Genomic DNA, 12792 nt, shown 5'->3' on the forward strand with positions numbered 1-12792 from the left:
GTGCGGGAACGGCGTTCGACGGGGGGATGACCGACGGAGGGCCGCGGGCGCGTGTCGCCGCGCGCCCGCGGCCCTCATCCCGCCAGCGACCGGTGCCCCGACCGCCACTCCGACGGGGCCACGCCCGTGTGGCGGCGGAACGCGCGGCGGAACCCCTCGTCGGACGCGTAGCCGAGGGCGCGCGAGGTCTCCGAGACCGGGGTCCCCGCCTCCAGGAGCTCCTTCGCGCGGCGCATCCGCACCTCGGTAACGTACGAAGCGGGCGACGTCTCGAACACCTCGCGGAACCGCGCGGCGAAGGTCGAGCGCGACATCGCGCCCAATGACGCCAGCTGCCCCAGGGTCCACTCCCGGCCGGGGTCGCGGTCGACGGCGGCGACCACGCGCGACAAGAAGGGGTCGTCCGTCTGCGGAGGCCACGCCCTCGCCCGATCGCGCGACGCCCACAAGCGCAACGCCGACAGCAGAACGGTCGTCACCATGAGCGTGCAGATCGTCTCGTCGCCCTCGCGCTCGGTAGGCGAGGGAAGACCCAGGTGGGCGGCGAGACCCGCGGCCGCCGGTTCCGCCGCGGCGAAACCGCTGACGAACACCAGGGAGGGAAGCGCGCGGACGCCGGCCGAGGGGGCCACCTCGAGGGGGACGACCATCACCTCTGCGCCGGACTGCGAGGTGAGCGCGAGGCCATGGCATCCAAGGGACACGAGAGCGTCTCCGGCGAGGAGCGTGCGATCCCGCTCGCCGACCAGGTCGTCGGCGGCACCCGACGACGCATCGACCGCGCACGCCGAGTGCCGAGCGACGCGTCCGGTCAGCTCACCGGAGCGCACGAACACCAGCGCGGCCGCTCCGCGCGACAGATCGAGGTGCTGCGCGGGGGCCAACGTGCGCTGCCGCGCGCGGCCCGGACGCACGTCGATCGTCGACAGGGCACGTTCCAGGGCGGTCGCCGACGTCATGAGGGGTCGAACCCCGTCGCCGTCGGCGGCATTCCGCCCCGCGTCAGTTGAGCAGCTCGAGCCCGCTGAAGAAGCCGATCGAGATCGAGAGCAACCCGGCGGCGACACCCGCGATGAACCCCGCCGCCGCGAGTTCGCGCGCCATGCGCGCGTTGAGGCTCAGGATGCCGCACACCGTCGACACCGCGGCGAGCACCCACATGCCGATCTGGATCCACGCCAACTGCTGCAGCTCGGACACCGTGCTGACGGTCACGACGAAGAGGTACCACCCGATGACGATGACGCCCGTCACGATCGCGATGATCGACGCGGCGCGCAGATCGCCCCTCGGGGTCGGCGGCGGTGGCGGTTCGTCGCGCGGCGGGACGTCGATCGCCGGCTCCAGCGAATCGGGGAGGTCCTCGTCTGCCATGCGTCGATCCTCGCAGGTCGGCACCGCTTTTCGGGGTGTGTTGCCCGCGGAGGCGACCTGTGCACGCGGCCTGCCGGGGGCCGAAGCGGCCTAGGCTCCTGTCGGTGAGAACCATCGGAGTCGACCTCGCCGCCGAAGCCCCCGGGACGGCCCTCGCCGAGATCGTGTGGGCCGACGGCTCGGCCCGCCTGACGCGGCTCGAGATCGGGATCCAGGATGCCGACATCGTGGCATCCGTCACCTCTGGCGACGCGTGGCTCGGTGTGGACTGCCCGCTCGGCTGGCCCGACGCGTTCGTCGACTTCGTCGCCGCGCACCACGTCGTCGGGGTCCCCGCATCGGGACCCGTCGAGGGGCACGCGGCCTGGCGCCGCCCGCTGGTCTACCGTCACACCGACCACGTCGTGCGCGAGCGCATCGGCCGTTGGCCGCTCAGCGTCTCGACCGACCGGCTGGGGGTGACCGCCCTGCGCGGCGCCGGACTGCTGCACCGTCTGGCCGCGGCCGGTGTCGGCGTCGACCGCGCCGCCGAGGGGCGCCTGTTCGAGGTGTACCCCGGCGGAGCGCTGCGCCTGTGGGGCTTCGACACCACGGGATACCGGGTGGATGCCACCCGCCGGGCGATCCTGCTCGACGCGCTCCGCGAGCGCGCGCCCTGGTTCGACGTCGGCGGCTTCGCCGCCCTGGCGGTCCGCAAGGCCGACGCCTTCGACGCCGTCATCGCCGCCCTCGCGACCCGCGCCGGAGCACTCGGGCGGTTCTCGCCCCCGGCATCCGAGATGCTCGCCGTGGCCCGTCGCGAGGGGTGGGTCGTGCTGCCGGACGGGCCGCTGGAGGGGCTGGTCGACGGCGGGTGAGGAGGGTCGCGGGTGCAGCGGGCTTACCGCGAAGGCACGCGACCTAAGCGCGGCCGCGACGAGCGCGGGCGGCGAACGCGTCCAGCGCGTCGAAGATCTCGGGCGCCAGCCAGATGCGGTTGCGGGCTCCTCCGCCGCTCTGGTTCAGGATGCCGGCGGACGCGAGCTGCGTGATCGCTGAGCCGGCGGCCACCGTGCTGATACCCAGAGCGGAAGCCGCGGACGCCGTGGTCAGCACCGGCTTCGCGGGTAATAGTTCCACGAGGCGATGTACGGATGAGTCCGATCGGGCCGTGACGCGGGAGCGCCAGTCGTCGCGGATGGCGACGAGGTCGGCGGCGAGATGGCGACCGTTCGAGATCGCGGCGAAACTCGCTTCGGTGATCGCGTGGACGATTGCGTCGACGTCACCGGCGCGATACCGGGTCAGGGCGCCGAAATAGGCCCGGGGGTCACGGAGCAGTCCTGCCGAGACGGGGACGGTCAGGGTACGGGTGAGCCCGCCGCGGTGGAGCATCGCATGGATCAGTGCTCGACCCGTGCGGCCGTTGCCGTCGGGGAAGGGATGGATGGTTTCGAACTGCGCGTGCGCAATGGCCGCTTGCGCGAGCACGGGAACGTCGGTTCGGTCGACGAACGCCATCAGATCCCGCATCAGTTCCGGAACCCGGTCGTGGTGAGGCGGGATGAATTCCGCATCATGGGGCGAGATCGCACCGCCGCCGATCCAGACCTGCTCCTGGCGCCATCCCCCGATGACGTGCGGCGCGCTCTCTCGGAGCAATGCGGACTGCATCGCGATGATGGCGTCCTCGTCCAGGTCGGCGCTGAGGGCGATCGCGGCATCCATCGCCCGCGTATTGGCGGCGATCAAGCGTGCGTTCTCGGACCGGGCCGCGCCGATTTCGGCGAGGGCGACTTGCCGTGCTCCCGCCGTGAGGTTCTCGACCTCCGAGCTCGATGCGGACTCCGTGCGGAGCAGGATCGACGGAAAGGGAGCGACGAGGGCGGCCGCCTCGACATCGAATCGTGCGAGGGCCTGGCTCGCTTCGTCGGCTGCGGCGAGCACCTCGGGGTCGAGCTGAACGTCGATCCGCGCGATCAGCGGTGGCACGGCGGCGGAGTAGGGGCCGGCGGCGCGTCGGAGCTGACGGCGCGAAGCGGCCTGTCCCTCGGGACGTTCCCAGGGGCGCGGTTCGCGTCCGATCGCAGGCCACCGAGCCTTGTCATCCCTCGCCATGGAACCATTTAAGCAAAGGCTAGGTGCTTAGCCTTTGCTTAAAGGCCTCCGAGAGTGAACTTTTCGGGCATCAGGCCGCGGTCAGGCTCGCGATCAGCCCCTCGACGCGGCCCTTGATGTCGTCGCGGATGCGGCGGACGGCATCCAGGTCCTGCCCCGCGGGGTCGTCGAGCTCCCAGTCCTCGTACCGCTTGCCCGGGAAGATCGGGCACGCGTCGCCGCAGCCCATGGTGATGACGGCGTCGGAGGTCTTGACCGCGTCGACCGTCAGGATCTTCGGCTCGTTCGCCGAGATGTCGATGCCCTCCTCGGCCATCGCGGCGATCGCCGTCGGGTTGATCGCGTCCTTGGGGGCGGATCCGGCGGAGAGCACGTCGATGCGATCGCCGGCGAGGTGCTGCAGGTAGCCGGCGGCCATCTGCGAGCGTCCGGCGTTGTGGACGCAGACGAAGAGAACGGTGGGGCGGGTCATGGTGGCTCCATCATCGGGGGTCGAGGTGAACAGGGGGTGAGAGGTCATTCGCGGCCGTTCATCGCGCTGCGCCGCTCGATCAGCACGGTGTCGCGCCACTGCCCGGCCCACGGCCCGACGACCGAGCGGGCGATGCGCTCGCGCCGACCGACCTCGCGGAAGCCGAGACCCTCGTGCAGGCGGAGGGATGCCGCGTTCTCGGGGAACACGCTCGACTGGATCGTCCACATTCCGTTCATCTCGGTCGCGGCGATGAACGCGCGCAGCAGCGCGGTGCCGATGCCGCGCCCCTGTGCGCGGCTCGCGACGTATACCGAGTGCTCGACGACCCCGCGATACGCGGCGCGGATCGACACCGGCGACCCCGCCACCCACCCGACGACGGCGTGGGTGTCGTCGACGGCGACGAGCCGTCCGAACCGCGTCTTCGAGCGGTCGAAGGCGTCCCACGTCGGCGTCTCGGTCTCGAAGGTCGCGTTGCCCCCGGCGATGCCCTCGCCGTAGATGTCCTCGACCGCCGCCCAGTCCGCCCGTTCGAGCGCTCGCACGAACGTCACCTCAGCAGCACCCACCGGCATCCGTCGAACACACGCCGGTGGCCGGCAGTGTCAGCTCGACGCGGGTGGCCGAGGCCAGGTCTCCCGCGAGCCACGCCGCTATCGAGCGCACCTGCTCGTACCCGGTGGCCAGGAGGAACGTCGGCGCGCGACCGTACGACTTCATTCCGACGACGAAGAAGCCGTGCTCGGGGTGGGTCAGCTCGCGGAAGCCGTGCGGCTCGACCGTGCCGCACGAGTGCACGTTCGGGTCGATGAGCGGAGCGAGAAGCCGCGGCGCCTCGACGACGGCATCCAGGTCGGTGCGGATCTCGCGCAGCGGGGCGAGGTCGGGCCGGAACCCGGTGGCGTTGACGACGACGTCGGCGGTGATCGCGGCGGGTTCGTCTCGCCGCGTACCGGACAGACGGATGCCGGCAGGCAGGGCCTCGACGCGGTCGATCTCGAACGAGTCGATCTTCTCGACAGCTCCGGCCTCGACATACCGGTCGACGCGCGCGCCGAGCTGCGCGCGTCCGACGAGCTCGTCGGCCGCCGACGACGACACGCGCACGGCGCTGGCGTTGCGGATGAGCCACGTGATGCGGGTGCCGGGGGCGTCACGCTGCAGGCGGACGAGCGAGATGAGCGTGTTCGCCGCGGAGTGCCCGGCCCCGACGACGATCGTGTGCCGCCCCGCGAAGCGTTCGCGCTCGCAGCCGAGAACGTCGGGGAGGGCGTGCGAGATGCGCGGGTCGTCGATGGTGGGCAGGCCCGTCGACAGGAGGGGGTTGGGAGAGTCATATGTTCCCGAGGCGTCGAGCACCGCGCGGGCCAGAAGCTCTCCTTTCGGGGTGCGTACGAGGAACGGGGTGTTCTCGCGGCCGGCGGAGCGCGTGCGGTCCATCCCCTCGCGTGCGATCCCGCTCACGCGCGCGCCGTAACGGATGTGCACCGCGATCTCGGGTAGCTCGGCGAGCGGGCGGAGGTACGCGTCGATGAGCTCGCGGCCCGTGGGGGCGCGTCCGCCCGCCGGCATGCTCCAGCCGGTGGCCTCGAGAAGGCGCCGCGCGACGGGGTCGACGACCTCGCGCCAGGCCGAGAACAGGCGCGTGTGCCCCCACTTCTCGACGGCGGCGGCGGGTCCGGATGCCGCCTCGAGAACGGTGAACGCGATGCCGCGGTCGGCGAGGTGCGCGGCGGCGGCCAGGCCGACGGGTCCCGCGCCGATGATGGCGACGGGCAGGGCCGCGAGGCGATCTGCGACGCGAGGCCGCGGGGTGGGGGTGAGCGTCAACATGGGGCTCCTCGTGCATCGATGATCGTCGATGCTCATCGTGCCCGCATCTATCGATGGATGTCAATATCGACTACCTTCGATGTATGTCCTTTCTGCCCCTGCTCGATCCCGTTGCCTGCTGCGCGTCCGCCGGGGGTGCCGCGATGCCGGTCTCCGAGGCCGAAGAGCTGGCCGGGCGCCTCAAGGCGCTCAGCGATCCGACGCGGCTGCGCCTGCTGTCGATCGTCGCGAGCGCGGCGGAGCAAGAGGCGTGCGTGTGCGATCTCACCGAACCGGTCGGGCTTTCGCAGCCCACGGTGTCGCACCACCTCAAGGTGCTGACCGAGGCGGGGTTCCTCACGCGCTCCAAGCGCGGCACGTGGGCGTACTACCGGCTCGTGCCCGGTGCGCTTGAGGCGGTCGCCGAGGCGCTGCGCATCGACGGCTGACGGTGGAGCGCCGCCGGTTTCAGCGCCCGAACAACCGCGCGGTGTGATCGCGGATCGGTCGTCGCTGCTGCTGCAGACGCCGGAGTCGCTCGCCGCCCGCTTCGCCCTCGACGTGCGAGTGGGTCACGAGGTGACGGCCATCGACACGGCTGCGCGAACGGTCACCGTGCGCGACGTGGCTGCGGGCACCGAGTCCGTCGAGGCCTACGACGACCTCGTCATCGCCACCGGGGCCACGGCCGCTCCGGGGCCCTCCGCGGGCGGAATCCCCACCCACACGCTGCGCAGCGTGCAAGACGTGGACCGGGTGGTCGAGGTGCTCGAGGGCGCCGGCCCCGCGCCACGGGTCGTCGTGGCGGGGGCGGGGTTCATCGGCCTCGAAGCGGTCGAGAACCTCGTCGCGCGTGGGGCGCACGTGACGCTGGTGAGCCGCGGCCGTCAGGTGCTGTCGCCCCTGGATCCCGAGATGGCGGCCCCACTTCTCGCGGTGCTGCGCGAGGCGGGCGTCGACGTGCGGCTCGGTGCGACGATCGTCGGCGCCGAAGCGGGCACCGTGCGGCTCGACGACGGGACCGCACTCGAGGCCGTGCTCGTCGTCGAGGCGAGCGGTGTGCGGCCAGACCGCGGGCTCGCGGCCCTCGCAGGCATCGAGGTGGGGCCGTCGGGAGGCATTGCGGTCGACGGGCGCCAGCGCACCTCCGTCCCGCACGTCTGGGCCGCCGGCGACGGCGTCGAGAAGCGCGACCACCTCGATGGTGAGCCGACTCTGGTCGCGATGGCGGGACTCGCCAACCGGCACGGCCGCGCCATCGCCGATGACATCGCGGGCCTCGACCCCTCCGAGGCGCGCCCCGCGCTCGGCACCGCCGTGCTCGGACTGTTCGGCACGACGATCGCCTTCGTCGGGTCGAGCGAGCGACGGCTCCGCGCCGAAGGCCGGGCCCACCGCGTCATCCACACCCACCCCGCCTCGCACGCGACCTACTACCCGGGGGCGCAGACGATGGCGATGAAGCTGCTCGTCGACCCCGCGTCGGACCGCATCCTCGGGGCGCAGATCGTCGGCGGCGACGGCGTCGACAAGCGCATCGACGTGATCGCGGTCGCGATGGCGGCCGGGCTCACGGCATCCGCTCTCTCGCAGCTCGAACTCGCTTACGCACCGCAGTACGGGTCGGCGAAGGATCCGGTCAACATGATCGGCTACGTCGCTCAGAATCTCGCCGAGGGGACGACGGATGCCATGCAGTGGCACGAGCTGCCCGCGGCGCTCGCGGGCGGTGCGACGCTCATCGACGTGCGCACCCCCGCCGAGCACGCCGCGGGCGCCATCCCGGGGGCCGTCAACCTGCCGCTCGACGACCTCCGCGCCCGCCACGACGAGATCCCCGACGGCCCGGTGATCGTGCACTGCCAGGTCGGGCAGCGCGGGCATACGGCCGCGCGGCTGCTGACGCAACTCGGCCACGACGTGCGTAACCTCGACGGCGGATACCGCACCTGGCTGGCCGGCCGAGAGGCGACCGCGCCGACGCCTGACAGAGGAGATACGCATGAGTGACCGCAGTCTGCACGACCCCCAGGCCGTGAAGAAGGTCGCCAACCGACTCCGCCGCGCGCAGGGTCAGCTCGCCGCCGTGATCGCCGCGGTCGAGGGCGGCGGTGACTGCCGCGATGTCGTCACGCAGCTCGCCGCTGTGAGCAGCGCAATCGACCGCGCGGGCTTCGCGATCATCTCAACCGCGATGAAGCAGTGCATCGCGGATCCGGATGCCGACGACGCCGACGTCGGGGGGCGGTTGACGGTCGACGAGCTGGAGAAGCTGTTCCTGACCCTGGCGTGACGGTCGACGAGAGCCTCTTGCGACCGTGGGCGCTCCGCGCTAACGTACAACCAAATGGTTGAACAACAGAGCGACGCCGACATCGACCGGGTGTTCCACGCCCTCGCCGATGCCACGCGGCGCGACATCGTGCGGCGCACGCTCGTCTCCGAGCAGTCGGTGACGCAGCTCGCGGACGCCTACGCGATGTCGTTCGCGGCGGTGTCCAAGCACATCGCCGTGCTCGCCGAGGCGCGGCTCATCACCAAACGCGCGGAGGGGAGGGTCAGGCTCGTGCGTGCCGACCCCGCCGCCCTCGACCGGGCCCAGCAGCTGCTGCGCTCGTACGAAGAGCTGTGGCGCGGTCGCATCGACCGCCTCGACGCCCTGCTGTCCGCGGACCCGGATGCCACCGCATCCACCCCCCAGAACTGACCGACGAAGGAGTCGCCATGCCCGTCACATCCGTCGAGAGCGACCTCGGGGCGCTCACCATGACCCTGATCGCCGATTTCGCGGTCGGGCCCGAGCGGCTCTGGGCCGTCTTCACCGACCCGCGCCAGCTCGAGCGGTTCTGGGGACCCCCGGGGTGGCCGTCGACCTTCGATGCCTTCGACTTCCGCGTCGGCGGGCACGCGAAGTACCACATGACCTCGCCCCGCGGAGAGCGCGCCGGCGGCGCGTGGGAATTCACCGCCATCGACGAACCGCGCGGTTTCGAGGTGATCGACTCGTTCGCCGACGAGAACGGAGACCCCCTCGAGGGGATGCCGTCGATGCGCATGGTCTTCACCTTCGAGGCGACGCCCGAGGGCGCGCGCATGACGAACGTCAGCCACTTCGCCTCGGCCGACGCCCTCGAGCAGGTCGTCGCGATGGGCGCCGTCGAGGGCTCGACCCTGGCGATGAATCAGCTCGACGCGGTGCTGCAGGGCCTGCGCGCCTTCGCCCAGGGCCAGGGGACGCGGCTCGAAATCCTCAGCGATCAGCACGTGCGGATCACCCGCCTGATCGAGGGGCCCCGCGAGCTCGTGTGGCGCGCGCACCTCGACCCCGACCTGATGCGGCAATGGATGCTCGGCCCGGACGGGTGGCGCATGTCGGTGAGCGAGATCGATCGGCGCGCGGGCGGCCGCTACCGCATCGCCTGGGAGCCCGAGCCGGGCACCGAGGGCGAGGGGTTCGGCTTCGACGGCGAGATCCTGCTACTCGACGAGCCGCGACGCATGGTGCAGACCGAGCACATGACGGGTACCGACCTGCCGATGACGACGAACGACCTCTCGCTGTACGAAGAGGACGGCGCCACCCTCGTCACGCTCGTGATCGAGTACCCGGATGTCGCGACCCGCGACGCCGTTCTCGCGACCGGCATGGTCGACGGGATGGAAGAGAGCTTCCGCCGCATGGAGCGCGTCGTCCTGACGTGAGACGGATGCCGCGGCGGCGGGGTCGCGGCATCCGTCCGGGTGTCGAAACTCGGATGATCGCACCGTTCTCGGACAACAGCCGTTGAGAAGTCCGAGTTCGGTGCGATTCTCCGAGCTCCGCGCGTCAGCTCTTGATGTACCCGTTCGGGTTCAGCACGTACTTGCGCGGGGCGCCCTTGTCGAAGTCCGCGTACCCCTGGGGGGCCTCGTCGAGGCTGATGGGCGTGGCGTTGACCGCCTTGGCGATCTGCACCTTGTCGTGCAGGATCGCCATCATCAGCTGGCGGTTGTACTTCATCACCGGGCACTGACCGGTCGTGAACGACAGCGACTTCGCCCAGCCGAGCCCCAGTCGCAGCGACAGCGAGCCGACCTTGGCCGCCTCATCGACACCGCCCGGGTCACCCGTCACATACAGGCCCGGGATGCCAAGAGCCCCACCCGCCGCGGTCACGTCGAACAGCGAGTTGAGCACCGTCGCCGGGGCTTCGTGCGCGGAGTCCGACCCGTGCCCGCGCGCCTCGAAGCCGACCGCGTCGACCGCGGCATCCACTTCGGGAGTCCCGAGGATCTGCTCGATCTGGTCGCGCGGGTCGCCCTTGGACACATCGACGCTCTCGAAGCCCATCGCGCGCACCTGCTCGAGGCGGTCGGCGTTCAAGTCGCCGACGAGCACCGCGGCCGCTCCCAGCAGCTGCGCGCCGACGGCCGCGGCGATGCCGACCGGCCCGGCGCCGGCGATGTACACCGTCGAGCCCGGACGCACTCCCGCGGTGTAGGCGCCGTGGAAGCCGGTGGGGAAAATGTCGGACAGCATGGTCAGGTCGAGGATCTTCTCGAGCGCCTGCTCGCGGTCGGGGAAGACCAGCAGGTTCCAGTCGGCGTAGGGCACCAGGACGTACTCGGCCTGACCGCCGACCCAGCCGCCCATGTCGACGTAGCCGTAGGCGCTGCCGGGCCGGTCGGGGTTCACGTTCAGGCAGATGCCGGTCTTGCCCTCTTTGCAGTTGCGGCAGCGACCGCAGGCGATGTTGAACGGCACCGAGACGATGTCGCCGACCTTGACGAACTCGACGTCGGGGCCGACCTCGATCACCTCGCCCGTGATCTCGTGCCCGAGCACCAGACCGGCCGGTGCGGTCGTGCGTCCGCGGACCATGTGCTGGTCGGAACCGCAGATGTTGGTCGAGACCGTGCGCAGAATCGCCCCATGGGGGACCTTGCGACCGACGTTCGCCGGATTGACGCCCGGGCCGTCCTTGAGCTCGAACTCGGGGTAGGGGGTGTCGATGACCTCGACGACACCGGGTTCTTTGTACGCCACTGCCTTGTTGCCGGACATCTTCGTCCTTTCCGGCCGGGTCGTCCCGACCTGATCGTGCCCGCCGGGTGCGGCCGCGGCCGCACCCGGTGCGACGCGCGACCGGGTTCGGCCGTGAGCGACGCGAGGGATGCCCTCAGCCAAGACCCGGAACTCCGGCGCGTCAAGGGATGGTGGACGGGAGCGTTCGATGCACCGAGGCGGGCGCATGACGGGACCCGGATGCCGTGGAGCCGAGGTGGCGGCGGTCATCCGCCGCGGTCCGGAAAACGGACGCGAAGATCGGATGGTCGAGCGCGCAGCCGCTGCCGCGCGGTGCGCCTACTCCGCCGGTGCGGCCCTGCGCACGGCGTCCCTGAGCGCGCGCTCGACCTCGGGCGTGACCTCGAGAACCGCGAACGACACCGGCCACATGGGTCCGTCGTCGAGCTGCGCGGTCTCGTCGAAGCTGACCGTGCCGTAGCGCGTCTTGAACTTCGACGCCGGCTGATAGAACACCACGACCTTGCCGTCCTTGGCGTAGGCGGGGAAGCCGTAGAACGTCTTGGGGTTGAGGTGCGGGGCCTCTTCGAGGACGATCACGTGCACGCGTTCGGCGATCGCGCGGTCGACGCCCTCGAGCTTCTCGATCGCCTCGAGGCAGGCCTCGTTCTCTTTCTGGAGCTTGGCCAGGCCTTTCAGGCCCTTCATCGCCGAGAGCTCCTCGGCGCGCTGCTTCATCGCCGCGCGCTCCTCGTCGCTGAATCCCGCTCCGGCCATGGCATCCGCCCTCTCGCTCGCTGCGGGAAGGCTATCGCCGTCACGGGTCTCGGAGAAAGACGCCGTTCTCGGACTTCTCCCGCGGGATCCTCCGAGTTGCGTGCGTTTCTCCGAGTTCCGGGATGCCGGCACCCGGCTGACCTGGGCGGTCACCGCCGGGCGGGCGGCCCGCGGTCGCGCCGCGCCGTCGTGAATGTCGGAGAGGTGCGCGAAACTCGGTCCTTTCGTGCGGGATCATCCGAGTTGCGGACGTTTCTCCGAGTTCCGGGATGCCGGACCCGCCGCCCCACTGCCCGACCGCGCTGCGCTACGCCGTCGCCGCGACCTCAGACCTGCCGCAGCCCTTCTTCGAGCGCGACCCACGCGAGCATCGCGCACTTGACCCGCGCGGTGTACTTCGACACCCCCGAGAGGGCGGCGGCGTCGGCGAAGGTCTCCTCGTCGAGCGGGATCTTGCCGCGCGAGCGCAGCGCCTCGCGGAACTGCGCGATGAGCGCCTCGACGTCGGCGGTCGGCATGCCGTCGTCGCCGCCGTCCTCCTGCAGCAGAGCGACGAGCATGGATGCCGAGGACTGCGAGATCGAGCAGCCCGCGCCCTCCCAGGTGACGGATGCCACGCGGTCGCCCTCGACGTCGACACGCAGCGTGATCTCGTCGCCGCAGATCGGGTTGCGCTGATGAACCGTCGCGCTGTGCGCGCCGGGCTCGGCGAGACCGAAGCCGCGCCGATTCTTGGCGTGGTCGAGGATGAGCTCCTGGTACAGCGACTCCAGCCCGCTCATGCGCCGACCCCGAAGAACCCGCGCACGCCCGACACCGCGTCGAGGAACGTGTCGATCTCGTCCGCGGTCGTGTGGATGGCCGCGCTCGCGCGCACCGACGCCGTCAGGCCGAAGCGGCGGTGCAGCGGCTGGGCGCAGTGGTGGCCGACGCGCACCGCGACGCCGCGGGAGTCGAGGAACTGGCCCACGTCGTGCGCGTGAACCCCCTCGACCTCGAACGCCTGCAGGGCGACGCGGTCGGCGGCATCCGTGTCTCCGAGCAGGCGGACGCCGTCGATCGACCGCAGTCCCTCGCGCATACGCGTCTCGAGGGCGGCCTCGTGCGCGTGCGCCGCGTCAAGGTCGTGCTCACCGAGCCAGCGGACCGCCGCGGCAAGGGCCACGGCCTGCGAGACCGGCTGCGTCCCCGGTTCGAAACGCTGCGGCGGGGGCAGGTACTCGGCCCGGTCGAGCGTGACGGTGGTGATCAT

16 protein-coding genes are annotated in these 12792 nt (G+C 71.2%); 6 read left to right on the top strand and 10 right to left on the bottom strand.

Annotation, left to right across the window (positions count from 1 at the left end; translation table 11 throughout):
- Positions 1-74: 74 nt before the first annotated feature.
- Together DBR36_RS16775 and DBR36_RS16780 are read right to left on the bottom strand one after the other, a co-directional pair.
- Positions 75-959, bottom strand: coding sequence for a helix-turn-helix domain-containing protein (locus DBR36_RS16775; protein ID WP_108320825.1), 885 nt, complete (start codon positions 957-959; stop codon positions 75-77).
- A gap of 43 nt (positions 960-1002) precedes the next feature.
- Complete coding sequence (locus tag DBR36_RS16780) at positions 1003-1374, bottom strand: hypothetical protein (RefSeq protein ID WP_108320826.1); 372 nt, start codon at positions 1372-1374, stop codon at positions 1003-1005.
- 104 nt (positions 1375-1478) lie between these two features.
- On the opposite strand from DBR36_RS16780, the gene DBR36_RS16785 reads away from it, so the two are divergent.
- Positions 1479-2231 carry a DUF429 domain-containing protein gene (locus tag DBR36_RS16785; RefSeq protein ID WP_108320827.1) on the top strand — a complete coding sequence of 251 codons (753 nt, stop codon included), beginning with the start codon at positions 1479-1481 and terminating at the stop codon, positions 2229-2231.
- A 43-nt stretch (positions 2232-2274) separates the two neighbouring features.
- Here the strand turns inward: DBR36_RS16785 and DBR36_RS16790 are convergent, their stop codons facing one another.
- From DBR36_RS16790 to DBR36_RS16805, 4 genes are all read right to left on the bottom strand, one after another.
- A complete protein-coding gene (locus tag DBR36_RS16790; RefSeq protein WP_258222951.1) occupies positions 2275-3081 on the bottom strand; it encodes a Fic family protein in 807 nt (268 codons plus the stop codon).
- A 460-nt stretch (positions 3082-3541) separates the two neighbouring features.
- A complete protein-coding gene (locus tag DBR36_RS16795; RefSeq protein ID WP_108320842.1) occupies positions 3542-3943 on the bottom strand; it encodes an arsenate reductase ArsC in 402 nt (133 codons plus the stop codon).
- A 44-nt stretch (positions 3944-3987) separates the two neighbouring features.
- Complete coding sequence (locus DBR36_RS16800) at positions 3988-4521, bottom strand: GNAT family N-acetyltransferase (RefSeq protein WP_108320829.1); 534 nt, start codon at positions 4519-4521, stop codon at positions 3988-3990.
- Positions 4502-5779 (bottom strand): NAD(P)-binding domain-containing protein, encoded by a 1278-nt coding sequence (locus tag DBR36_RS16805; RefSeq protein WP_108320830.1) that lies wholly within the window; start codon positions 5777-5779, stop codon positions 4502-4504. Before DBR36_RS16805 ends, DBR36_RS16800 begins: the two co-directional genes overlap by 20 nt.
- Before the next feature lie 83 nt (positions 5780-5862).
- Here DBR36_RS16805 and DBR36_RS16810 point away from each other — a divergent pair, with 83 nt between their 5' ends.
- From DBR36_RS16810 to DBR36_RS16830, 5 genes are read left to right on the top strand one after another with little or no spacing between them, the layout of a single operon-like run.
- Positions 5863-6207, top strand: coding sequence for a helix-turn-helix transcriptional regulator (locus tag DBR36_RS16810; protein ID WP_108320843.1), 345 nt, complete (start codon positions 5863-5865; stop codon positions 6205-6207).
- A gap of 43 nt (positions 6208-6250) precedes the next feature.
- Positions 6251-7768 carry an FAD-dependent oxidoreductase gene (locus DBR36_RS16815; RefSeq protein ID WP_258222952.1) on the top strand — a complete coding sequence of 506 codons (1518 nt, stop codon included), beginning with the start codon at positions 6251-6253 and terminating at the stop codon, positions 7766-7768.
- On the top strand, positions 7761-8051 hold the full coding sequence (locus DBR36_RS16820) for a metal-sensitive transcriptional regulator (RefSeq protein ID WP_108320832.1): 291 nt from the start codon (positions 7761-7763) through the stop codon (positions 8049-8051). Before DBR36_RS16815 ends, DBR36_RS16820 begins: the two co-directional genes overlap by 8 nt.
- A 54-nt stretch (positions 8052-8105) precedes the next feature.
- Positions 8106-8465, top strand: coding sequence for a helix-turn-helix transcriptional regulator (locus DBR36_RS16825; RefSeq protein WP_108320833.1), 360 nt, complete (start codon positions 8106-8108; stop codon positions 8463-8465).
- A 17-nt stretch (positions 8466-8482) separates the two neighbouring features.
- Positions 8483-9460 carry an SRPBCC family protein gene (locus tag DBR36_RS16830; protein WP_108320834.1) on the top strand — a complete coding sequence of 326 codons (978 nt, stop codon included), beginning with the start codon at positions 8483-8485 and terminating at the stop codon, positions 9458-9460.
- A gap of 124 nt (positions 9461-9584) precedes the next feature.
- Here the strand turns inward: DBR36_RS16830 and fdhA are convergent, their stop codons facing one another.
- The 4 genes from fdhA to DBR36_RS18705 form a co-directional block, all read right to left on the bottom strand.
- Positions 9585-10802: a formaldehyde dehydrogenase, glutathione-independent gene (gene fdhA / locus DBR36_RS16835; protein WP_108320835.1), complete on the bottom strand. Its 1218-nt coding sequence runs from the start codon at positions 10800-10802 to the stop codon at positions 9585-9587.
- A 300-nt stretch (positions 10803-11102) separates the two neighbouring features.
- Positions 11103-11540, bottom strand: a complete 438-nt coding sequence (locus tag DBR36_RS16840; protein WP_108320836.1) for a hypothetical protein — start codon at positions 11538-11540, stop codon at positions 11103-11105.
- Between the two features lie 326 nt (positions 11541-11866).
- On the bottom strand, positions 11867-12322 hold the full coding sequence (gene sufU / locus DBR36_RS16845) for a Fe-S cluster assembly sulfur transfer protein SufU (RefSeq protein WP_108320837.1): 456 nt from the start codon (positions 12320-12322) through the stop codon (positions 11867-11869).
- Positions 12319-12792 (bottom strand): aminotransferase class V-fold PLP-dependent enzyme (locus tag DBR36_RS18705; RefSeq protein WP_258222953.1); only part of this gene is annotated, 474 nt, incomplete at its 5' end. The genes sufU and DBR36_RS18705, both read right to left, overlap by 4 nt.

It is taken from the genome of Microbacterium sp. HMWF026, from assembly GCF_003061325.1.
Classification (GTDB): domain Bacteria; phylum Actinomycetota; class Actinomycetes; order Actinomycetales; family Microbacteriaceae; genus Microbacterium; species Microbacterium testaceum_E.